The sequence below is a fragment of the Amycolatopsis kentuckyensis genome (assembly GCF_041679295.1).
Lineage (GTDB): Bacteria > Actinomycetota > Actinomycetes > Mycobacteriales > Pseudonocardiaceae > Amycolatopsis > Amycolatopsis kentuckyensis_A.
The window spans coordinates 603,687-625,368 of record NZ_JBGDMD010000002.1 but is presented as its reverse complement, the minus strand read 5'-3'; the positions used below and the strand labels follow the sequence as shown (position 1 = coordinate 625,368).

The window sequence follows — 21,682 nt, the reverse complement described above, 5'->3', positions numbered from 1 at the left end:
CCGATGAAGACAGTGCTCGTGTCCGGGGCCAGCATCGCGGGCCCGTCCGCGGCCTACTGGCTGCACCGCTACGGCTATCGCGTGACCGTCGTCGAGACCGCGCCCGCGCTGCGGCCCGGCGGCCAGGCCGTGGACTTCCGCGGTGAGCAGGTGAAGCTGCTGCGGGCCATGGGCGTCCTCGACGACGTCCGGCGGTTCGAGACCGCGATGGGCGACCAGACGCTGCTCGGGCCCGACGCCCGTCCCCTGTTCACCGTGCCCGGCGCCGCGTGGAGCGGCGAGGTCGAGATCCTGCGCGGCGACCTCGCGCGCGTCCTCTACGAACACACGAAGGGATACACGGAATACGTCTTCGGCGACCGCGTCACGAGCCTCACCGAGACCGCCGGCGGCGTCGACGTCACCTTTCGCCGGGGCGCACCGCGCCGGTTCGACCTCGTCGTCGGGGCCGACGGCGTGCACTCCGGGGTGCGGGCCGCCGCGTTCGGGCCGGAAGCGGACTTCCGGCGCGACCTCGGGTTCGGCATCGCCGGGTTCACCGCGCCCAACCACCTCGGCCTCGACCACACCAGCGTGATGTACAACGAGCCGGGCCGCGGCCTGACCGTGGGCAGCCACCGGCTGCCGGACAAGCTGCACGTCGGCCTGGTCTTCGCCGCCGACGGCGTCGAGTTCCGCCGCCGCACCCCCGGCGAGCAGCGCGCCCTCGTCTCGCAGCTCTTCGCGAACACGGGCTGGGAGACGCCGAAGCTGCTCCAGGCCCTGCCCGCGGCGGACGACCTGTACGTCGACTCGATCAGCCAGATCCACCTCGACCACTGGTCGAGGGGCCGCGTCGTGCTGCTCGGCGACGCCGCTTGGTGCGCGGGCCCCGGCGGGTCCGGCACCGGGCTCGCCATGATGGGCGCGCAGGTGCTGGCCGGCGAGCTCGCGGCGGCCGGCGGCGACCACGTGACGGCGTTCGCGAAGTACGAAGAGCGCCTGCGCAAGCCGGCGACGGTGGGGCAGAAGAACGGCAAGGGCTCCGGCAACTTCCTCGCGCCGCGCACCGCCGCGAAGATCCGCGGCCGCAACCGCGCCTACCGGATGCTGAGCACGCGGCTGTTCGGCAAGGTGTTCACCTGGATGACCGATCGCGCGGCCAACGCGCTGGAATATCGTGAGTACCCCGCGCTGACGTCCGCGTGAGCCGGCGATCTTCGTCTCATCGGGGGACTCGGCTGGCGGCCCGGCGTGGTGTGCGTCACTCTTTACGCCATGTCAATACGCCGGGCCGCCGAGGTCCCGGTCAGGACGGCGGTCGCCGGCCTGACCGTGCTGGCCCTGGGTGTGCTGACGGCGCTCAACGCGCGTTCCCTGCCGGTGATCGGGGACGGCACGACCTACTCCGCCGAGTTCAGCGAAGCGGCGGGACTGTTCCAGGGCAACGACGTCCGCATCGCCGGCGTCGAGGTCGGCCGCGTCTCCGACGTCAAGCTGCGCGGCGACCGCGTGCTGATCTCGTTCCGGGTCAAGGGCGCGTGGCTCGGCGACGCGACGGGCGCGGCGATCCGGCTGAAGACCGTCCTCGGCCAGAAGTACCTCGCGCTGGACCCGCAGGGCGAGGGAACCCTCGATCCCGGCAAGCCCATCCCGCGCTCGCGCACGACTGTGCCCTACGACATCCTCGCGGCCTTCGGCGAGCTCTCGTCCACTGTGGACCGCATCGACACCACTCAGCTGGCGAAGAGCTTCGACACGCTCTCGACGACACTGGCGGACACGCCGCAGAGCGTCCGCGCCGCGCTCACCGGCCTGTCCCGGTTGTCGGAAACGCTCGCCACGCGCGACTCCCAGCTCGCCAACCTGCTGGGCAACACGCGGGTTGTCTCGCAGACGCTCGTCGACCGCGACGCCGCCGTACAGCGGCTTCTGAACGACGGCAACCAGCTGCTGTCCGAAGTGAGCGACCGGGAACAAGCGATCAGCTCCCTGCTCGACGGCTCGCGGCGGCTCGCGACCGAGCTGTCCGGGCTGATCGAGGACAACGACAGCAGCCTGGATCCGCTGCTCACCCAGCTCGACCAGCTGACGTCGATGCTGCAGCGCAACCAGGACGCGCTCGCCGCCGGCATCCGCGGTTTCGCGCCGCTGGTCCGGCTCGGCACCAACCTCTCCGGCAACGGCCGGTTTATCGACGGCTACCTGTGCGGGCTGATCCTGCCGTCGATGGGGCCGCTCAACGAGGAGGGCTGCCACGGCTGAGCCCGCGTGGCATGCTGGCGCCGTGCGATACCTGCTCCTGCTGTGCGGCGACGAGTCCGCGGCCGCGTCGGCCGGTCCGGAGATGGCACGGCGCTGCCACGAATGGGCCGCCGAAGCCGAACGTCAGGGCGTCCGACAGGCCGGCACGGGACTGCGCCCGCCTGCCGAAGCGAAGACGATCCGCGTGCGCGACGGCGACGTGCTGCTGACCGACGGCCCGTTCGCCGAGACGAAGGAGCAGGTCGGCGGCTACAACATCCTCGAGTGCGCGGACCGCGCGACCGCTGTCGAGGTGGCGTCGCGGCACCCGTGGGCCGAGGTCGGCACGCTGGAGCTGCGCGAAATCCTCGACGGGCCGCCTACGGCTTCGTGATCTTCACCGTGACCTGGTTGTCACTGTAGGTGTAGGCGACGTACTCGAACTCGACGCCGGTGCGTTCGACGTACTCCGTCCAGGCGCGGTACTCGTGCCGCTTCCAGCCGGGGAAGTTGAAGAACTCGTCGAAGTGCACGATGCTGCCGGCGCGCAGCCGCGGCCCGCACAGGTCGAGCACGGTCTTGGCGGAGCTGTAGAGATCGCCGTCGACGTGCAGGAAGTCGATGTGGCCCTGGTGGTTCTCGAGGAAGCCGGGGAGCGTGTCGGCGAACAGGCCGACGACGAGCTCGGCGCCGGGGACGTCCGGCAGGTCGTCGCGGGCGAAGGCACCGGCGGGCATGCCGTTGAGCCACGCCTCGGGCAGCCCGTCGAAGGAGTCGAAGCCGTAGACCTCGCGGCCCCCGCGCGCGCCGGCGATGGTCCGCAGCGTGTTGCCGGACGCGACGCCGAACTCCAGTGCCAGCCCGCCTTGCGGCGCCAGGGAAAGCGCGTACTCGAGTGTCTCCTTGGGACGGCCGAAGTGCTGGGCGCCGACGAGGTTCTCGCGGGCGAAGACGTTGCTCTCGAGAGCGGCGTCCTGGTCGCCGGCGTAGACGATGTCCCGGCGGCTGCGGATCTCGAACTCCACCACCCGATCGAGGACTCGGTCACCCTGGCGGATGATCTCCTCGCGGAGCTCGGCGGCCATCCGGTTCAGCTGATCGGTGTACGGGTCGTGCACTTTCGCGGCGGCCTGGTTCAGCAGCCTACCGAGCGTGCGCCTCACGGTTTCCGTTACGGGTGAACGGTTTTTCGTTTCGTTCATCTCGGGACGGTACCTCAGCTCACCGGACGATCAGCCGGAACCCCGCGTCCCACTCGGTCAGGTCCAGCAGGTCGGCGTGTTCCTCGTGCCAGCGCCCGGACGCCAGATCCGTGCGCAGCCGGGCGATCCCGCGCTCGACGGCCGCCGGAGAGGTCTGCGCCAGCGCCGAACACGCGCGCCGCACCGCCGGGTCGAGGTACGCCTCCGGCCGCCGCCAGTGCGCCGGGAACACGCCGTCCGTGAAGTCCCACGGCACCGGCAGCTCGCGCACCGAAGACGCGCCGAGGTACTCCGCGATCTCCGGCGCCGACGGACGCGAAAGCTCCAGCGCGGCGACTTCCGGCACGTACTCCCGCACGAGCCAGAAGTCGTTGTGCAGCGCGGTGTCGTAGGCCAGCACGACCTGACGGCGCGAGACGCGGCGCAGCTCGTCGAGACCGCGGCGCCAGTCACGCCAGTGGTGCACGGTCAGCACCGCCAGCCCGGCTTCGAACACCGGCGAGGAGAACGGCAGCGCCTCCGCGAGCGCGCGCACGACCGGTGCGGAGCCGGGCGGCCGCTGCCGGATCATCTCCGCCGACGGCTCGACCGCGACGACCCGCCGGCCGGGCGGTTCGTACGAGCCCGTCCCGGACCCGACGTCGAGCACCGAAGCCGCGTCGCCCAGGGCGTCGAGCACCGGCGCGAGCCAGCGCGGGTCGGTCCGCCGCCCCACCGCGTAGCCGACGCCGATCTCGTCGTAGCGCATCAGCGCTCCGGGCCGTCGCCGCCGTTCTGCTCGGCGAGGAACCGCTCGAACTGCGAGCCCAGCTCCTCCGCGGTCGGCATGTGCTCGACCGACTCCGCCAGCAGCGAACCGCGCTCCGAAGCCTCGATGAACGTGTCGTACTGCCGCTCCAGCGCGCGGACGACGTCGGCGATCTCGTCGGACTCCGCGACCTGGCGGTTGATCTCGGCGTCGGCGAGCTCGGCGGCCGCGCGCAGCTCGCCTTCGGCCAGGCTCAGCCCGGTCGAGCGGCTCAGCGCGTCGAGCACGATCAGCGACGCGGAAGGGTAGGTCGACTGCGCGAGGTAGTGCGGCACGTGCGCGGCGAACCCGATGGCGTCGTGTCCCCACTCGCCGAGCCGGAACTCCAGCAGCGCGGCCAGGCTGCCCGGCACCTGCAGCCGATTCGGCAGCGGCTGGTGGTCGCCGACCAGGTCCTTGCGGGTCGCGTGCGCGGTGACGCCGAGCGGGCGCGTGTGCGGCGCGCCCATCGGGATGCCGTGGAAGCCGGCGGTGAGCCGGACGCCCCAGCGTTCGACCAGGTTGCGCACCGCGAGGCAGAACCGCTCCCAGTCGTGGTCGGGCTCCGGGCCCGAGAGCATCAGGAAGGGTGTGCCGTCCCCGTCGTGCAGCAGGTGGACGACCAGTTCCGGCGCGTCGTAGTCCTCCCAGTGGTCCACGGCGTAGGTCATCGTCGGCCGGCGGGAGCGGTAGTCGATGAGCCGGTCGACGTCGAAGCGCGCGACCACCCGGTGCTCACCGCCGAGCAGGTGCTCGGCCAGGAGACGGCCCGCCGAGCCGGCGTCCATGAACCCGTCGAAGTGGTGCAGCAGCACCGCCCCGGTCAGGTCGGGGACGTCCGAGTCCACCTCGTACAGGTCGTCGGGATCGAGTCCCACCGGTGCCTCCTGCTCGCCTACACATCAATCCTTCAAGCACAACACACCCCGACGGCGAATCCATTCCTCCGACGGTGTGGCCGATCGTAACGGGACGCGATCGAACCCGGACCGGATCGGCATCATGACACTTGTCGTGGGCGCGCAAGGCGCCGATCGGGCACGCTTGAGGGCGTGAGCGAACACACCACGAACACGGCGGGCCTGCGGCTGCGACCGCCCGCGCACCGGGTCAGCCGCCGGGCCATCGGCTACTGGACGGCGATGGCGTCGATCTCCTGGATCGTCGTCATCGGGATCCTGACGGCCATCGTGGTGACCAGCGACGATCCGCCGGCGTTCCTCACGGTCGCGCTCGTGGCCGCCTGCGTGGTGGGTCCGCTGCACCTCATCGTGATGCCGCAGTGGCGGTACCGCGTGCACCGCTGGGAGGTCACCGGCGAGGCCGTCTACACGCAGTCCGGCTGGCTGAAGCAGGAGTGGCGGATCGCGCCGATCTCCCGGATCCAGACCGTCGACATCGAGCGCGACCCCGGCGAGCAGCTCTTCCGGCTGGCGAAGATCACCGTGACGACGGCGTCCGCGGCGGGCCCGCTGCGCATCTCGGGCCTGGCGCACGACCGCGCGCTCGAACTGGCCGACGAGCTGACCAAGACGACCCAGGCCGTCCGCGGGGACGCGACGTGAGCAGCGGCGCCGAGGCGGCCGCCGTGGCGACCCTGCCCGCCGAGGGGACGCCGGAAGCGCCGTGGCACCGCCTCGACCGGCGCATGCTGCTCATCCGGCCGGTGCTGGACCTGGTGCGGTCGCTGCCGGTGCTGCTGGGCGCGCTCCTGTTCGGCCACGGCGAACCGTGGCAGTGGATCGGCCTCGTCTTCACCGTGATCGCCGTGTGCACCGGCGTCTCGCACGTGCTGACCTCGCGCTACCGGATCACCGAGACGCAGGTCGAGTGGCACACCGGGCTGCTGCTGCGCAAGCAGCGCGCCATCCCGCGCGACCGGGTCCGCACCGTCGACGTCACGTCCGAGCCGAAGCACCGGCTGTTCTCGCTGGCCGCCGCGCGGATCGGCACCGGGCGCCACTCCCACGGCAAGGGACCGGGCAAGGACGAGCTCGTCCTCGACGCCGTCACGATCGCCGAAGCGCAGCGGCTGCGGACCCTGCTCCTGCACCGCAAGGCCGTGGCTACCACCGAAGAGGAGGCCCCCGCGCCGCCGGAGCAGCTGGTGGCCGCCGTCGACAAGAAGTGGCTGCGGTACGCGCCGTTCACGCTGTCCGGGCTGGCCGTGGTCGGCGCCGCCGTCGGCACCGTCTACCACTTCGCGCACGAGCTGCACTTCGACCCGATCCAGTTTTCGCTGGTCCAGACGGTCGTCGGGCACTTCGCCGACACTCCGACATGGGTCAGCCTGGTGCTCGCCGCGGCCGGGCTGCTGGTGCTCGTCTCGCTGCTGTCGATCGGCGGGTACATCCTCTCGTTCTGGAACTTCCGGCTCACCCGCGAACCCGCCGGCACGCTGCACATCCGGCGTGGGTTGATCACGACGCGCTCGGTGTCGATCGAGGAAGACCGCCTGCGCGGCGCGGAGATCCGCGAGCCGTTGCCGCTGCGGCTGGCCGGCGGCGCGCGTTGCGTCGCCATCGCCGGTGGCCTGCGCGAGGGCAAGGGCGCGGACAAGAGCGGCGGCCTGCTGCTCCCGCCCGCACCGCTGGCGAAAGCGCACGAAGTCGTCGCGGAAGTGCTCGGCGAGGACCCCGCCGCGACGCCGCTGGTGCGCCACCCGCGCCGGGCGCTGTACCGGCGGCTCACCCGGGCCGTCGTCGGCGTGCTGCTGCTCGCGGCGGCGCTCTACGGGCTGGCGTGGCTCGGCGCCCTGCCGGACTGGCCGTGGCAGGCGGCACTGGTGCTGCTGCCGTTCGCCGCGCTCGTCGGCTGGGACCGCTACCGCGGGCTCGGGCACGCGTTCACCGGCCGCTACCTCGTGACGCGCTCGGGGTCGCTGGACCGCGGCACCGCGGCGGTCCGCTGCGACGGGATGACCGGCGTCGTCGTCGAACGCTCGTACTTCCAGCGGCGCGCCGGGCTGGTCACGATCATCGCGCCGGTCGCCGCCGGCAAGGGCCACTACCGCGTGCTCGACATCGGGGAGTCCGACGGGCTCGCCCTCGCCGATCGGGCCGTTCCGGGCTTGCTGACGCCGTTCTTGACCGATCAGCGGGACCGCGGTTGACGCTCCACCCGCGCGGCTCCTAACGTGAAATCCGCCGTCCGAACCCGCTATCAGCGCTGGAGAGAGGACGGCAGGGATGTTCCGGAAGCTCCTTGGTGTGGTGGCCGCGGCGATCGTCGTGGCTTCGGTCCCGGTGCCGGCCGCCGCGGCCGACAACCCCTACGGCGACCCGAACCTCGTTCCGATGTTCGACGGCACGAGCCTGAGCGCCTGGACGTCGTCGAAAACCGGCCTTTGGTCGGTGAAGAACGGCGTGATCCACGGCAATGGCACGGCCCGCGGCTGGTTGTACTACAACAAACAGCAGGTCGGCACGTTTCGGTGGATATTCAATGTCCGTCAGGTCAAGGGGAACCACAAACCGACCGTGCTGATCTGGGGCACCACCGACCCGATCCGCGACGCGTTGAGCGCCATCCAGTTCCAGCCGCCGAACGGCGGGCACTGGGACTACCGGCCGGGCCACAACAACGGCGGCGGCAAGCTCTTCCAGCAGCTGCCGCACACGTCGATCGACATCAAGAAGTGGGCGCAGTGCGAGCTGATCGGGGACATGACGACCGGCGTGGCCCGGATGGCGTGCTGCCCGCTCACCGGGACCGCGGTGACCTGCAAGGGCGTCGAGGTCCTGCGGTTCACCGACAAGACCGCCGGGCGTGTCGGCCCGCTGGCGCTGCAGGTGCACAACTCCGGGATCCAGGACGAGTACCGCGGGCTCTACGTCGAGTCACCGGTGGTGACGAAACCGGGCGAGTTCCTCACGCTCTGACCCCGGTTTTCCCGAATGGCGGTCCGTCGGCGCAATGCTGGCCTCCGATTAACACAACGTGCTAATTTATTCACCGCGTGTGATAGCGAAGGTCGTTTTTGTCTCACCGAGAGGTCATGATGACGCCTGCCGTCAGTGCCGTCGACGGTTCCGCCACCACCACCGCCCCGCGCCGGACCCCCGGCGCCAGCAGTTCCCGCAAAGTCCTCCAGCTGCTCCTCGCCTTTTCCGAACGGCGCTGGGAAGCCAGCGTCGCCGAGCTCGCCGCGATCATCGGCACCCCGGTCGCGACGACCTACCGCTACGTCGCACTGCTCAAGGAGCTGCAGCTGCTCGAGGAGGGCCGGGCCGGGCACTACCACCTCACGAGCCAGGTGATGCCGCTCGCGCGGGCCGCGCAGCTGGCGAACGACCTCGTGCGGCTGGCGAAGCCGTCGATGGAGGAAGCCGCGCGGGAGCTCGGCGAGACGGTGATGCTCTTCCAGCAGTTCGGCGACGCCGCCGTGTGCGCGGACCGCGTCGAGTGCGACCGCGCCATGCGGTTCACCTTCGAGCCGGGGCATTCGCTGCCGCTCGGCCTCGGCGCGTCCGGCAAGATGCTGCTCGCCCTGCTACCGGAGATCGAACGCGACCGGCGGCTCGCGCCGGTCGTCGAGCAGCGCGGCACCTTCGTGCGCGATGAGCTCAAGCACGCGTTGGAGAACCGGTACGCGGTCAGCTCCGGGGAAATCGACGAGGGCGTCTGGGCGTGCTCGGTGCCGGTGACCGCCTACGGACGGCGGCCGACGGTGCTGACCATGGCCGGCCCGGCCGCCCGCATCACCGAAGAAGCCCGGCACAACGCCATCAGCGCGCTGAAGGGGTACGCGACCCGCATCGAACGCACGATTTCGTCTTATTCGCTGTGAAAATCCCGGCGGGGCGCGTACGAATGCCTTCGTGATCCGGCTCGCGCGCCCCGACGACCTGCCCGCGTTGATCGACGTCGAACGCGAAGCGGGCAGCCTGTTCCGCGCCGTCGACATGGCGGCGATCGCCGACGACGACCCGGGTTCGGTGGCGGAGCTGGCGGGGTACCAGTCCGCCGGCCGCGCCTGGGTGGCCGTGGACGACGGCGACCGGCCGGTGGCGTACCTCGTCGCGGAAGTCGTCGACGGGCACGCGCACATCGAGCAGGTCTCGGTGCGGCCGTCGCACGCGCGGCGCGGGCTCGGCCGCGCGCTGATCGAGACGCTCGCCGAGTGGGCGGCTTCTCGCGGGTTGCCGGCGCTGACTCTTACGACGTACGAGACCGTGCCGTGGAACGCGCCCTACTACGAGCGGCTGCGGTTCCGGGTGCTGGCCGACGTCGAAATCGGCGACGGGCTGCGGGCGATCCGCCGCGCGGAGGCGGCCCGCGGGCTCGACGCCTGGCCGCGCGTGGCGATGATCCGGCCACTCTGAGTGGTTCTCACCTGCGCGGGGGATCCAGTGGCGCGGTCAGTCGAACATGTGTTCTACTGTGCTCGCCGGCCTCGGAGGGGGAAGCTCCTGGGCCGGCCCACACACTTCGGGAGGTTGTCATGGCGGTCAAGATCACCCACCTGACGAACGGCCAGCAGGTGCGGTTCGCCAACGCCGACGGCGCCCGCCGCTACGCCGAGATCATGGGCGGCGGCGTCGACAAGTGGCGCTTCACGGTCGTGCCCGAGGACCCGATGCTCCGGAAAATGTCGGACTCGGTCGTTAACGTGCCCGTATGGCGCATGACTTCCAGGTAGTGGTGGATACGGCCGACCCGCACGTGCTCGCCGACTGGTGGGCCGAGACGCTCGGCTGGCCCGTCGAACCGACGGACGAGGACTTCATCCGCGAGATGATCGCGAAGGGGTACGCGAAGGAGGAGGAAACCCGGACGTACCACGGATCCCTGGTGTGGCGGACGGGGGCGGCGATCCGCCATCCGGACTCGCCACCGGACGGCCCGCCACGGCGGATGCTGTTCCAGGAGGTCCCGGAGCCGAAGACGGTGAAGAACCGGCTCCACGTGGACGTGTGGGTGGGGGCGGACAACGTCGAGTCGGCGCTGGAGAAGCTGACGGCGCGCGGGGCGAAGTTCCTGCACCGGGGGCGGCAGGGGCCGCACAGCTGGGTGACGTTGGCCGATCCGGAGGGGAACGAGTTCTGCATCTCGTGACGTCGTGACCGGCTCTTTCCTGCCGTCTCCAGGACTGGAAAGAGCCGGTCACGGCTTCAGCTCTGTGCCGCCAGGCGGTCCAGGGCCTTGGGCAGCGCGGAAGCGAGCAGGTCCAGCTCCGTCTCCCCCGCCACGAGCGGCGGCGACACCGCGATGCCCCGCCCGAGGTTGCGCACGATCACACCCTCGTCGCGGCACGCCCGCTGCAGCTTCACCGGGGCTCCCGGGTCCGCGTCCATGACCTCCGCCGTCAGCTCGACCGCTGCCAGGAAGCCCAGCCCGGCCCGGACCTCCGTGACCAGCGGGTGCCCGTTCGCGGCCGATACCGCGTCGGCCAAGGGCTTCTCCAGCTCGCGGCCGCGGGGGATCAGGCCGTCGCGTTCGTAGATGTCCAACGTCGCCAGGCCCGCCGCGCACGCCACCGGGTGGCCCGCGTACGTCGCGCCGTGGCGGAAGATCGGTGCCCCCGGCGCTCCCGTGAAGAACGGCTCCGCCACCCGCGGCGCCACCACCAGCGCGCCCAGCGGGATCGTGCCGCCGGTGATGCCCTTCGCCGTCGTGATCATGTCCGGCTCGACCGCCCAGCGGTCGATGCCGAACCACGTCCCGAGCCGGCCCCACGCCGCGATCACGCAGTCCGCGACGAACAGCACGTCGTGCCGTCGGCAGATCGCCGCCACCTCCTCGAGGTACCCGTCCGGCGGCAGCAGCACGCCGCCCGCGCCGATCACCGGTTCGCAGAAGAAGGCCGCCACGCGTGCCGCGCCCACCCGCTCGATTTCGGCCTCCAACGCGGGGGCGCTGTCGAACGGAACGTGCGAGAACTCCGGCGGCTGCGGCCCGACGCCTGCCGCGTTGGCCGGGATGCCGCCGACGGCCGTGCCGAAGCCGTGCGTGCCGTGGTAGCCCTGCGCCCGGCCGATGACGTGCACCTTTTCCGGCCGTCCGGTCTGCGCGAAGTACGCCCGCGCGAGCTTCACGGCGGTGTCGATGACGTCCCCGCCGCCCGAGCCGAAGAAGACCTTCGAACCCGGCGTCGGCGCCAGCTCGGCGACGCGGTCGGCCAGCTCGATCGCCGGCTCGTTGGCGTTGTAGCCGAACAGGTTGTACGAGTCGAGAGTCTGCAGCTGCTTGGCGACGGCGTCGGTGATCTCGGGCCGGCCGTGGCCGAAGTTCGCGTACCAGAGCGACGCGGTGGCATCGAAGTACCGGCGTCCGGCGTCGTCCCAGACGTAGGACCCTTCGCCGCGGGTGATGACCATCCGGTCGTTCGCGACCGCGCCCATGTCGGCGAACGGGTGCCAAAGGGCGTGCTGTGCTGACATCGGTCCTCCATAAGTCCTTCCCCCATCCCTACCAGGGCGAAGCGGGGAGCGCGAACACTCCATCGTGCACAGTTCGCGCCGCCGGACTGGCCGGAACGGCAGCGCAACCTGTAACGGCGACGCCGCCGGGCCGACCTCGTGGGCGTGCGCATCCCACGACGGTGGCGAACCGACGACCACCACCTCGGCCCGCTCGCGGAGTACTCGGCGCTGCGCGCGGAGATCATCCACCTGATGGACCAGCAGTGGAAGGTGACCGCCTTCCTGATCACCACCAGCGGCGCCGTGTTCGGCTTCGCGTTCACCTCGACGGCCCGGATGCCGCTGCTGCTGATCATCCCGTTCAGCAGCAACATCCTCGCCGCGCGGTGGGTGCTGTGCCAGCGGCTCGTCGAGCGGGTTTCGCTGTACATCCGGACCGAGCTCGACCCGCACGTGCCCGGCGGCATCGGGTACGAGAAGTGGCTGCGCCGGGCGAGCGTCGAGCCACCCGGCGTCCGCCGCGTGCTCCGGCAAGCGCAGACCAGCCCGACGATCCTCGCCTTCCCCGCGCTCGCGGTCCTCGCCCTCGGCACCGTCGCCTGGTGGTTCCCGCTCTCCGGCCACACGTGGTCCGACCCCGCGCTGGTGCCCGGCCTCGCCGCGTGGGCGATCGGCGTCCTGCTGACCGTCCTCAGCCTGCGGCTGATCTGGCTCGCCGCGAAACGGCGGACGGTCGCCGACTACCTCCACTGGCGACCGCCGGGAAGCTGAGCCTCAGTCCAGGAACTCCGCGATCTCCTCCGCCGAGTACCCCAGCTCCGCGAGCACCTCCGAAGTGTGCTGACCCAACGTCGGCGGCGCGGACGTCGGCCGCGCCGGAGTCTCCGACGCCTTCACCGGGAACCCCGTCCCCACGTACGTCCCCACCGTCGGGTGCGGCAGCCGGACGACCTGGTCGCGCGCGGCCGTCCACGGGTCCGCGTACACGTCGTCGATCTCGTTGATCGGGGCCGCCGGGATGCCCGCCGCGTCGAAGGACTTCAGCCAGTCCGCCGCCGTGCGCGTCAGCAGGACCGGCTCCAGGATCGCGTTCAGCTCCTCGCGGTGAGCGGCCCGAAGGGCGTTCGACGCGAACCGCGGGTCCGCCGCGATGTCCAGGTCCAGCACCCCGCAGAGCGCGTGCCACAGCTTTTCGCTGCCCACCGCGATGATCAGCCAGCCGTCCGAGACGTGGTACGCCTGGTACGGGACGATGCTCGGGTGCGCCGAGCCCATCCGGCGCGGTCGCGGGGTGTCGTAGAAGGACGCGCCCGCGGCGTACACGTGCCAGGCCAGCTGACTGTCCAAAAGGGACACGTCGAGGTACTGGCCGCGGCCGGTCGTGTGGCGGGCCTGCAGGGCCATCAGCACCGCGATGATCGCCCACGTCCCCGCGTTCAGGTCCGCCACCGGCAGCCCGACCTTGGCCGGCGCGCCGTCGGGCTCGCCGGTCAGCGACATCACGCCGCCGAGGGCCTGCGCCACCAGGTCGTAGCCCGCGCGGTCGCGGTACGGGCCCGTCTGCCCGAACCCGGTGATCGACACGTGGATCAGCCGCGGGTTCAGCTCCGCCAGTACCGAGTACCCGAGGCCCCACTTCTCCAGCGTCCCCGGCCGGAAGTTCTCGACGAGCACGTCCGCACCGGCCACCAGCCGTCGCAGCGCCTCGCGGCCGCGGTCGCTCTTGAGGTCGAGCACGATCCCGCGCTTGTTCCGGTTCGCCGCGAGGTAGTACACGGCTTCGTCGCTCTCGCCGACGAACGGCGGTCCCCAGCCGCGGGTGTCGTCGCCGTGCCCGGGCGGCTCGACCTTCACCACGTCCGCGCCCATCTCGCCGAGGTACTGCGTGCAGTACGGCCCGGCGAGGATGCGGGACAGGTCGACGACCTTGATCCCGTCGAGCGGGCGGAATCCGGTGGGATCGGCAGGCATCATGTTCCTTCCCTGTCACCGGCCGCCGTCGAGGAGGACGACGGCCTGCGGGGTCCGCTGGTAGAGCACGAACCGGCCGTCCCGGCTCCGGCTGACGAGACCCGCCCGGTGCAGCGCGCCGAGGTGGTAGGAGACGGTGCCCGGCGCGTACCCCGTCCGCGTGGCGAGCTCGGCCGTCGACCGCGCGGTTTCGAGGTCCGCCAGGAGCGCCGCGCGGGCGGCGCCGACCACCGGGGCGAGCCGGTCCGGCGGGGGCGCCCCGCCCGTCCCGATCCCGTGCGCGGGGTAGCAGAGCACGACCTGTCCCGGCACGTCGACCTGGATGCTGGTGCCCGGCCAGCTGAGCACGCCGGGCGCGAGGACCAGCTCCCGGCCGGCGACGTCGACTTCGCCGTCGAACGGCTTGGCGAGGGTGATCGCGTCGCCCGCCCAGCCGATGCTCGGGTGCAACGTGCCGAGCGCCGCGCCGACGCCGTGGCCGGCGATGGTCTTCGCGCGGTGGGTGATGTCCCGGTCGAGGACGGACTGCAGGCCGGCCCAGCCCTCGGCGAGCGCGTCGCGCCAGAACCGGGCGAGCCCGTTGGCCAGGCGCCGCGGCATCGTCCCCGACTCCGCGACCCGGCGGGCGGTGAGCGACAGCGGCCGGCCCCAGTGCGCGCTCGTGTGGGAGAGCACCTGCTCCTCGAGGTCGTCCTGCGGCGTCGCTTCGATCTGCGCGAGCTGCTCGTCGAGCAGGTCGCGGTGCCGGGCGGCCGTGCCGGGCTGCGGGGTCAGCAGGTCGGGCGTGTAGACCTCGCCGGCGCGCGGCAGCAGGTCCAGCAGCAGGGCGACGTCGGGGTGGGCGAGCGCGGCGCGGGCGAGCGGGCCGGGATCCCCGAAGACGGGGTGGCGCGCCGAGTCGGCGGCGAGCTTCAGCCAGGCCAGGGACTCCGCCGCGAGCGACGGCGAGAACCGGGTCCTGGCCACCGTCTCCGCGTCGACGCGCAGCGTGAACACCGACCGACGGTAACAGCCGCGGCGGTGGATTTGAACCGGCTCGAATCCTTTCCGGCCGGTGGCCGCCGCGAGGTTGACTGGTGGCGTGTTCCGAGGACGCGCGTGGACCCTGGCCGCCGTCGCCGCGGTGTTCCTCGCTTCGGCGCCGCCCGCTGCGGCCGGCTCCCCCGGTTGCGCCGTGTCCACCGTCGTGCGCACCATCGCCTGGCGCAGCTGGTCGGCCGGTCCCGACGGGACTTACCGCGCGACCACCTACCGCAAGCTTTACGTGGTCCATGTCCCTTACGTCGTGGGTGTGCTGAGCGCCAGCAGCCGGGCCTCGGCGTCCCGGAGGTAGCGGTCCAGCGCGGCTTCCGCCGCCGCGAACCGGCCGCGCCGCAGGTCGCGCAGGATCTGCTCGTGGCAGTCGAGGAACGGCTCGTAGAACTCGCGCGTGTTCTCGTTGAGGACGAAGAACAGCCGCGTCTCGGCGAGCACCTGCCGCATGGTCGCGGAGATCCGCTCGCTGCCCGCGAGGTCGGCGAGCGCCTGGTGGAAGTGGATGCTGGCGGTGCCGACCGCGGGCCAGTCCTGGGCCCCCGCCGCCGTCCGGCCGTCCCGCAGCGCCTGCTCGGCCGGCATCAAGTCCACAGTGGACAGCTCGGCTGCCCGCCGGAGCGCCCCGCATTCGGTGGCCCGGCGGACGACGTACAGGTCCTCGATGTCCTCTGTGGTCAGTTCGCGGACGAACACCCCGCGGTTCAGCTCGTGCACCGCCAGCCGCTCGTGGGCCAGCAGCTGGAACGACTCGCGCAGGGTGTTGCGCGAGACGCCGAGCGCCGAGCTGATCACCGGCTCCGAAAGCCGTTCACCGGGAGCGAAGACGCCGTCGGTGATGTACTGGCGCAGGATCGCGGCGACCCGTTCGGCCGTGCCGCTGCGCTCGAGCAGGTGCCGCTCGCTCTCCAGCCTCGAAGCGTCCACGGACACGGCGCTACCTGACGCCGAGGTCGAAGTCGAGGCTGTAGCGGTTGCCCGGCAGCGCGCCCGCGGCCTTCGCGCCGTCGATCGGCAGCACGACGCCGTTGATGAACCGCGACTCGTCGCCGGCCAGGAACACCACGGCTTTCGCGACCTCCCAGGCTTCGCCGACGCGCGCGGCGGGCGTGCTCGCGACCAGCTGGTGCTGCTTGGTTTCGAACTCCTCCGGGGAGTTCAGGGTGCTGCGCAGCATGTCGGTGTCGATCGCGCCGGGGTTCACCGTGTTGGCGCGGATGCCCTGGTGCGCGTGCGCGACGGCGATCGACTTCGTCAGCCCGACCAGCGCGTGCTTCGTCGCGTTGTAGACCGGGTCGCCGGGGCGGCCCATCACGCCGCCGTTCGACGACGTCGTGATGATGCTGCCGGCCTTGCGCTCGATCATGTGCGGCAGCACGGCGCGCGTGCCGAGGAAGGCGGCGCGGACGTTGAGCGCGAAGATGTTGTCGAACTCGGCCAGCGTCGTGTCGGCGAGCGGCTTGCCGAGGTGGATGCCGACGTTGTTGAACAGCACGTCGACGCGGCCGGCCTCGGCGAGCACGCCGTCGACGAACGCCGCCACGGCGTCCTCGTCCGTGGCGTCCACTATGGAGTGCCGGTAGCCCTCGACGGGCTCCGCGGGCTCGCGGATGTCGGAAGCGAACACCGTCGCACCTTCGGCGACGAACTCCTTCACCGTGGCGAGGCCGATGCCCCGCGCGCCGCCGAAGACGACCGCCACCTTGCCGGCCAACCGACCCATGTTACTTCCCCGCTCTCAGTCGTGCTGTCTGCTCTTCGTCGACCGCGTAGTCCTCCGGCAACCGGACGAGCGCGTCCGGGTATCCGTGGTACCTGATGGATACTCCGTATACATTGCGTGCGGCGTCGACCGAGACGTAACCGTCGACGACGTCGGCGAGCACCGCCGCCACCGGCCGCTCGAACGGCGGCCCGTACCCGCCGCCGCCCGGCAGCGTGACGTCCACGAGCGACTCCGGCGTCAGGGTGACGCGGCTCTTCGCGGGCAGGTCGGGCCCGTCGTGCAGGCCGAACCGGCCGGCCGCACCGGGCGCTCCACCCTCCACCCCGGAGGCCGCCGCGCGCACGCGATCGACGTTCCCGTTGACGCTCCACGCTTCGCCGTCGCGCAGCGCCATCTTCGTCACCTGGCCGAGCCCGCCCCGCCACCGCCCGGCGCCGCCGGAGTCCACGCGCAGCTCGCGCGTGTGCTGGACCAGCGGCGCCATCGTCTCGATGACCTCGGTCGGCGTCGAGCGCAGTCCACTCGGGAACCCGGTGGTGTTCAGCCCGTCCTTGCCGGCACGCGCGCCCATCCCGCCGGTCTGGAAGACGTTCAGCATGAACCCCTGGCCTCGCCAGATGGTCATCCACAGCGCGTCCGCGCTCGGCGCGATCGCGGCGCCGGGCAGCGCGCCGATCAGCAGCGAGGGCAGGAAGTGCCCGATGAGGTGCCGGGACGCGACCGGCGCGGGCGGCAGGCAGTTCAGCACCGAGCCTTCGGGCGCGGTGACGCGCACCGGCCGGAACGACCCGGCGTTGTGCGGCACCTCCGGCGCGATCGCGGCCTTGACCGCGAACGACGCGTACGCCCGCGTGTAGTTCAGCACGACGTTGATCCCGCGCCGGCTCTGCGGCGACGAACCCGCGAAGTCGAGGTCGATCGCGTCACCGTCCACAGTGGCCGTGACGCGCAGGACGATCTCTTCGTCGTCGAAGCCGTCGGTGACGATTTCGTTGGTGTAGACGCCGTCCGGCAGCTTCCGCAGGGCGTCGCGCAGCGCGGTCTCGGACCGGTTCATGAGTTCGGCGGCGACGTCGTCGAGGGTGTCGAGGCCGAACTCGCCCAGCAGCCGCAGCAGGCTCGCCGCCCCGACTTCGTTGCCGGTGACCTGCGCGTAGAGGTCGCCGATGGTCTCCTCCGGCGTCCGCACGTTGGCCCGGATCAGCCGTTCCAGGTCGGTGTTGACCTCGCCCGCGCGCAGGAACTTCAGGATCGGCAGCCGCAGGCCCTCTTCGAAGACCTCGTGGGCCTCGGCGGACACGAGCCGGCCGCCGATGTCGGGGGCGTGGCAGCAGGACGCGAACCACGCGACCGGCCGGCCGCGCCGGAACACCGGCGTCGCGACGGTGATGTCGTTGATCTGCCCGGCCGTCTGCCACGGGTCGTTGGTGAGCAGGACGTCGCCGGGCTCCAGGGTCTCCGGCGGGTACGCGGCGACGAAGTGGTGCATGCCGGTGGCCATCGCGTTGATGTGGCCGGGCGTGCCGCCGACGGACTGGCCGATCATCTCGCCGCGCGAGTCGAACACCGCGCAGGCGAGGTCGAGCGATTCGCGGACAACAGCGGAGAAGGCCGTGTTGACCAGCGCGTTCTGCTGTTCGGCGAGGATCGAGTGCAGGCGGTTGCCGAACAACCCGACCAGGATCGGATCGACGTTCACACCGTCACCTCCAGCGCGGCGTCGTCCCGGACGACGCAGTGCGCGCCCGGCGGGACGACCACAGTGGACTCGCGCTCCTCGACGATGGCCGGTCCGTCGACGCGCTCGCCCGGCTTCAGGAGGTAGCGGTCGAAGATCGCCGTGTCGACAAATCCACCGGCCGCCGGGAAGTACGCCTTGCGGGTGCCCTTGCGCGCGTCGCCGCCGTGCGCTGGTGCCGTCAACCGCAGCGTGACGTCCGGCGCGGGGCCGCTCGAAACCACCCGCCAGTTCAGCACTTCGACGCCGACCTCCGGTCCCGATCGCCGGTAGAGCGCGCGGTAGGTCCGGGTGAACTCGTCGATCAGCGTTGCGGGCCAGGGACCGTCGTGCACCGGAACGCGGATCTCGTAGCCCTGCCCGGCGTAGCGCATCTCGGCGATCCGCCGGTGGGTGACCTCGGCCGCACCGGACTTCGCGAGCAGCGCCGTCCCCTCGGCTTCCATCTCGGCGAACAGCGCGTCGACCTGCTCCCACGCCAGGTCGTGCACGGCCGCGCGGGCCGACCGGACGAAGTCGAACGCCAGCGGCGCGGTGAGGAACCCGGCCGCGCTGAGCACGCCCGCGGCCGGTGGCGCGACGACCGACGGCGCCCCGAGAGCGCGCGCGACCCCGACGCCGTGCACCGGGCCGGCGCCGCCGAACGTGTACATCGGCAGCTTCGCCGGATCGTGGCCGCGCTCGACGGCGTGCACCCGGGCGGCGTTGGCCATGTCCTCGTTGACGCTGGTGTGGATGCCCCAGGCGGCCTCTTCGACGCTCACCCCGAGCGGGACGGCGATCTTGCTCTCCAGCACCGATCGGGAGGCTTCAGCGTCCAGGCGCATGCCGCCGCCGAGAAAGTAGCCCGGGTCGAGGTAGCCGAGCACGAGGTCGGCGTCGGTCACCGTCGGCTCGGTGCCACCGCGGCCGTAGCAGACCGGGCCGGGCTCGGACCCGGCCGAGTCGGGACCGACGGTCAGCAGGCCCAGCGCGTCGATCCGGGCGATCGACCCGCCGCCGACGCCGATCTCGATCATGTCGGTGACCGGCACCTGCACCGGGAGCCCGGAGCCGGGCAGCAGCCGGTACTTGCGGTCCACTTCGAACTGGTGCGTGACCAGCGGCGCGCCGCCCGCGATCAGGCACAGCTTCGCCGTCGTGCCGCCCATGTCGAACGCGAGCAGGTCGGCCGGACCGACCGCCGCGGCCGCGAGGGCCCCGCCCGCCGGGCCGGACTCGAGGATGCGGATCGGGTGCCGGGCCGCGGTGTCCACAGTGGCCAGACCACCGCTGGACAGCATGATGTGCGACGCCCCGGTGATCCCGAGCCGTCGCAGCCGGTGTTCCAGGTCGCGCAGGTAGCGCTCGGTGAGGTCCTGGACGTACACGTTGGCGACGGTGGTCGACGCGCGTTCGAACTCGCGGATTTCCGGCACGACCTCCGACGACAGCGCCACCCGAAGCGACGGCGCCACCTCGGCGAGGATCTCCGCCACCCGCCGCTCGTGCGCCGGGTTCGTGAACGCGTGCAGGAAGCAGACGGCGACCGCCTCGACCCCCCGTGCGGCCAGCTCCCGGCCCAGCTTCGCGACGAAGTCCTCGTCGAGTCCGGTGTGGACGGATCCGTCGGCGAGGACCCGCTCCGGGACGTCGAACCGCAGGTGCCGCGGAACCAGCGACGCGGGCAGTTCGAGGTGCAGGTCGTACAGCTCGTACCGGTGCTCGCGGCGCATCTCCAGGACGTCGCGGAAGCCGGCCGTCGCGAGCAGCGCGGTCCGCGACCCCTTGCGCTCGATCAGCGCGTTCGTCACCAGCGTCGTCCCGTGCACGACCTGCTCGACGGCGCCGAAGTCGGTGACCAGCGCGGCCAGGCCCTCTTCGACCGCCCGGGCCGGCTCGTCGTGCGTGGTCAGGACCTTGCCGACCGCGACGATCCCGGTGTCGTCCACCGCGCAGACGTCGGTGAACGTGCCGCCGATGTCGACGCCGATCCTCATGTCCGGTACCACCGCGGCGACGTGTTGAGCGGCGGCTTCAGCCTGGCTTTCACGACCAGGACGTTCGGCTCGTCCGACTCGACGAACTCGCCGAGCAGCCGCCGGAACGCCCGGCCGAACCCGGACACGCGGTCCGCGTGCACGCCGAAGGACCGCGCGAGGCCGACGAAGTCCGGGCTGTCCCAGTCGACTCCGCGCCGCGCGAGACCCGAGCGGTCCTGGTCGTAGCGCAGCATGCCGTACCCGCCGTCGTCGACGAGGACGACCGTGACCGGCAGCTGCTCCTGCGCGAGCGTCGCCAGATCGCCGCAGCCGTAGAGGAAACCGCCGTCGCCGGTGATGCAGATGGCGCGGCCGACGCCGGCCGCGGCGGCGCCGAGCGACGCCGGGAAGCCGTAGCCCAGGGTGCCCCAGCCCATCGGGTAGGCGAGCTTGCGCGGCGCCCGGACCCGGTGGAAACCGCCGACCCAGTACCCGGCGACGCACATGTCGGACACCAGCACGGCGTCCGTCGGCAGCACCTCGTCCAAAGTGGACAGGAAGTCGTAGGCCTGCGGTTCCTCCTCGCGGATCCGCTGGCGCACCCGGCGGCCGATGCCGGCCAGCCGCAGGGTGATGTCGTCCAGGCCCGGCCGTTCCTTCGGCAGCAGCCGCTCGACGATCCCGCGCGCGTCGCCGACGAGCGTCAGGTCGGGCTGGTAGTTCTTCGCGGCGTCGTCGGCGTCGACGTTGACCGCGATCAGCTTGCGCGGCTTCGGCATCCGCCAGTTCTGCGTCATCAGGCCGTCGAAGTCGGTGCCGATGGCGAGCACGACGTCGGCCTCGTCCCACAGCTCGCCGACCTCCGGCGTGTGCACCGGGTTCGGCGCGAGGCACGGGTGGTCGAGCGGGAGCAGGCCGCGGGCACCGAAGGTCGTGATGACCGGCGCGGCGATCTTCTCGGCGAGCGCGCCGATGGCGTCCCCCGCCCCGGACCGCAGCGCGCCGCCGCCCGCCCAGATCAGCGGGTGCTCCGCGTCGGACAGCAGGGCCTCGGCGCGCGCGAGGTCGGGGACGTCGCCGTCGGGCTTGCGGTGCGGCGCGGGCGGACGCCGGTGCGGCACCGTCTCGCGCAGGTAGTCGGTCGGCACGCCGAGGTAGACGGGACCGCTCTGCGGCTGCAGCGCGAGCCGGGCGGCGCGGTGCACGGTGGTGCCGATCTGGTCGGCGGCCCGCACGGTGAAGCCGCCCTTGGTCACCGGCGCGAACATCGCCTGCTGGTCGGAAGTCTCGTGCAGCACGCCGCGGACGACGCCGGGCCGCCGCAGCGTCGAGGGGATGTCGGTGGCGATGACCAGCACCGGCGCCGCGGACGCCATGGCTTCGCCGACCGCGCCGAGCGTGTTCGCCGCGCCCGGACCGGTGGTGACGAGGGCGACGCCGAGCTTGCCGGTCGCGCGCGCGTAGCCGTCGGCCGCGTAGCCCGCTGTCTGTTCGTGGCGGACCCCGACGAGCTTGATGCGGGTCTCGGCGAGCGCCTCCCACAACGGCAGGTTGTGCACCCCCGGGAGGCCGAAAACGATCTCCGTCCCCAGCCCTTCGAGCGCGTCCACCAGCTCCCGAGCACCACTCACAGCCACGGCGCGGATACTGCCAGATCGTTGAACGATCTGGCAATCAG

Annotated in this window: 22 protein-coding genes; 11 read left to right on the top strand and 11 right to left on the bottom strand. The window is 71.8% G+C overall.

Annotated features, from left to right (window positions below; genetic code table 11):
- Nucleotides 1–3: 3 nt before the first annotated feature.
- The 3 genes from ACERZO_RS09065 (at nucleotide 4) to ACERZO_RS09055 (ending at nucleotide 2,617) form a co-directional block, all read left to right on the top strand.
- The gene (locus tag ACERZO_RS09065; RefSeq protein WP_372664082.1) at nucleotides 4–1,188 is read left to right on the top strand and encodes an FAD-dependent monooxygenase; all 1,185 of its coding nucleotides are present in this window, start codon (nucleotides 4–6) and stop codon (nucleotides 1,186–1,188) included.
- A 69-nt stretch (nucleotides 1,189–1,257) separates the two neighbouring features.
- A complete protein-coding gene (locus ACERZO_RS09060) occupies nucleotides 1,258–2,244 on the top strand; it encodes an MCE family protein (RefSeq protein ID WP_372664081.1) in 987 nt (328 codons plus the stop codon).
- Nucleotides 2,245–2,266: 22 nt separating this feature from the next.
- Nucleotides 2,267–2,617 carry a YciI family protein gene (locus tag ACERZO_RS09055; RefSeq protein WP_372664080.1) on the top strand — a complete coding sequence of 117 codons (351 nt, stop codon included), beginning with the start codon at nucleotides 2,267–2,269 and terminating at the stop codon, nucleotides 2,615–2,617.
- Here ACERZO_RS09055 and ACERZO_RS09050 read toward each other — a convergent pair.
- From ACERZO_RS09050 to ACERZO_RS09040, 3 genes are read right to left on the bottom strand one after another with little or no spacing between them, the layout of a single operon-like run.
- Nucleotides 2,604–3,386, bottom strand: a complete 783-nt coding sequence (locus ACERZO_RS09050; protein ID WP_444843216.1) for a class I SAM-dependent methyltransferase — start codon at nucleotides 3,384–3,386, stop codon at nucleotides 2,604–2,606. The genes ACERZO_RS09055 and ACERZO_RS09050 overlap by 14 nt on opposite strands.
- 58 nt (nucleotides 3,387–3,444) lie before the next feature.
- Nucleotides 3,445–4,176, bottom strand: a complete 732-nt coding sequence (locus tag ACERZO_RS09045; protein ID WP_372664596.1) for a class I SAM-dependent methyltransferase — start codon at nucleotides 4,174–4,176, stop codon at nucleotides 3,445–3,447.
- Nucleotides 4,173–5,090 carry a proteasome assembly chaperone family protein gene (locus tag ACERZO_RS09040; protein ID WP_372664078.1) on the bottom strand — a complete coding sequence of 306 codons (918 nt, stop codon included), beginning with the start codon at nucleotides 5,088–5,090 and terminating at the stop codon, nucleotides 4,173–4,175. Before ACERZO_RS09040 ends, ACERZO_RS09045 begins: the two co-directional genes overlap by 4 nt.
- A 174-nt stretch (nucleotides 5,091–5,264) precedes the next feature.
- Here ACERZO_RS09040 and ACERZO_RS09035 point away from each other — a divergent pair, with 174 nt between their 5' ends.
- The 7 genes from ACERZO_RS09035 to ACERZO_RS09005 all read left to right on the top strand — a co-directional run bounded on the left by ACERZO_RS09035 (nucleotide 5,265) and on the right by ACERZO_RS09005 (nucleotide 10,269).
- Nucleotides 5,265–5,777 (top strand): PH domain-containing protein, encoded by a 513-nt coding sequence (locus ACERZO_RS09035; RefSeq protein WP_372664077.1) that lies wholly within the window; start codon nucleotides 5,265–5,267, stop codon nucleotides 5,775–5,777.
- An 83-nt stretch (nucleotides 5,778–5,860) separates the two neighbouring features.
- A complete protein-coding gene (locus ACERZO_RS09030) occupies nucleotides 5,861–7,324 on the top strand; it encodes a PH domain-containing protein (protein WP_372664595.1) in 1,464 nt (487 codons plus the stop codon).
- 76 nt (nucleotides 7,325–7,400) lie between these two features.
- Nucleotides 7,401–8,093 carry a family 16 glycoside hydrolase gene (locus tag ACERZO_RS09025; protein ID WP_372664076.1) on the top strand — a complete coding sequence of 231 codons (693 nt, stop codon included), beginning with the start codon at nucleotides 7,401–7,403 and terminating at the stop codon, nucleotides 8,091–8,093.
- A 119-nt stretch (nucleotides 8,094–8,212) separates the two neighbouring features.
- A complete protein-coding gene (locus ACERZO_RS09020) occupies nucleotides 8,213–9,001 on the top strand; it encodes an IclR family transcriptional regulator (RefSeq protein WP_372664594.1) in 789 nt (262 codons plus the stop codon).
- Between the two features lie 31 nt (nucleotides 9,002–9,032).
- On the top strand, nucleotides 9,033–9,536 hold the full coding sequence (locus ACERZO_RS09015; RefSeq protein WP_372664075.1) for a GNAT family N-acetyltransferase: 504 nt from the start codon (nucleotides 9,033–9,035) through the stop codon (nucleotides 9,534–9,536).
- 119 nt (nucleotides 9,537–9,655) lie between these two features.
- Nucleotides 9,656–9,853 carry a hypothetical protein gene (locus tag ACERZO_RS09010; protein ID WP_004561810.1) on the top strand — a complete coding sequence of 66 codons (198 nt, stop codon included), beginning with the start codon at nucleotides 9,656–9,658 and terminating at the stop codon, nucleotides 9,851–9,853.
- On the top strand, nucleotides 9,832–10,269 hold the full coding sequence (locus tag ACERZO_RS09005) for a VOC family protein (protein WP_372664074.1): 438 nt from the start codon (nucleotides 9,832–9,834) through the stop codon (nucleotides 10,267–10,269). The genes ACERZO_RS09010 and ACERZO_RS09005 overlap by 22 nt, the downstream gene beginning before the upstream one ends.
- A gap of 56 nt (nucleotides 10,270–10,325) precedes the next feature.
- Here ACERZO_RS09005 and ACERZO_RS09000 read toward each other — a convergent pair whose 3' ends face one another.
- Nucleotides 10,326–11,594 (bottom strand): aminotransferase family protein, encoded by a 1,269-nt coding sequence (locus tag ACERZO_RS09000; protein WP_372664073.1) that lies wholly within the window; start codon nucleotides 11,592–11,594, stop codon nucleotides 10,326–10,328.
- A gap of 144 nt (nucleotides 11,595–11,738) precedes the next feature.
- Between ACERZO_RS09000 and ACERZO_RS08995 the strand changes: the two genes are divergently transcribed.
- A complete protein-coding gene (locus ACERZO_RS08995; RefSeq protein WP_372664072.1) occupies nucleotides 11,739–12,347 on the top strand; it encodes a hypothetical protein in 609 nt (202 codons plus the stop codon).
- Nucleotides 12,348–12,350: 3 nt separating this feature from the next.
- Here ACERZO_RS08995 and ACERZO_RS08990 read toward each other — a convergent pair whose 3' ends face one another.
- From ACERZO_RS08990 to ACERZO_RS08960, 7 genes are all read right to left on the bottom strand, one after another.
- A complete protein-coding gene (locus ACERZO_RS08990; protein WP_372664071.1) occupies nucleotides 12,351–13,550 on the bottom strand; it encodes a CaiB/BaiF CoA transferase family protein in 1,200 nt (399 codons plus the stop codon).
- Nucleotides 13,551–13,562: 12 nt separating this feature from the next.
- Nucleotides 13,563–14,543 carry an ArsR/SmtB family transcription factor gene (locus ACERZO_RS08985; protein ID WP_372664070.1) on the bottom strand — a complete coding sequence of 327 codons (981 nt, stop codon included), beginning with the start codon at nucleotides 14,541–14,543 and terminating at the stop codon, nucleotides 13,563–13,565.
- Nucleotides 14,544–14,825: 282 nt separating this feature from the next.
- Nucleotides 14,826–15,512, bottom strand: a complete 687-nt coding sequence (locus ACERZO_RS08980; protein WP_372664069.1) for a GntR family transcriptional regulator — start codon at nucleotides 15,510–15,512, stop codon at nucleotides 14,826–14,828.
- 4 nt (nucleotides 15,513–15,516) lie between these two features.
- Nucleotides 15,517–16,302, bottom strand: a complete 786-nt coding sequence (locus ACERZO_RS08975; RefSeq protein WP_372664068.1) for an SDR family NAD(P)-dependent oxidoreductase — start codon at nucleotides 16,300–16,302, stop codon at nucleotides 15,517–15,519.
- A gap of 1 nt (nucleotide 16,303) precedes the next feature.
- The gene (locus ACERZO_RS08970; RefSeq protein ID WP_372664067.1) at nucleotides 16,304–18,004 is read right to left on the bottom strand and encodes a hydantoinase B/oxoprolinase family protein; all 1,701 of its coding nucleotides are present in this window, start codon (nucleotides 18,002–18,004) and stop codon (nucleotides 16,304–16,306) included.
- Nucleotides 18,001–20,022: a hydantoinase/oxoprolinase family protein gene (locus ACERZO_RS08965; protein ID WP_372664066.1), complete on the bottom strand. Its 2,022-nt coding sequence runs from the start codon at nucleotides 20,020–20,022 to the stop codon at nucleotides 18,001–18,003. Before ACERZO_RS08965 ends, ACERZO_RS08970 begins: the two co-directional genes overlap by 4 nt.
- Nucleotides 20,019–21,614 carry a thiamine pyrophosphate-binding protein gene (locus ACERZO_RS08960; protein WP_444843218.1) on the bottom strand — a complete coding sequence of 532 codons (1,596 nt, stop codon included), beginning with the start codon at nucleotides 21,612–21,614 and terminating at the stop codon, nucleotides 20,019–20,021. The genes ACERZO_RS08965 and ACERZO_RS08960 overlap by 4 nt, the downstream gene beginning before the upstream one ends.
- Nucleotides 21,615–21,682: the final 68 nt, after the last annotated feature.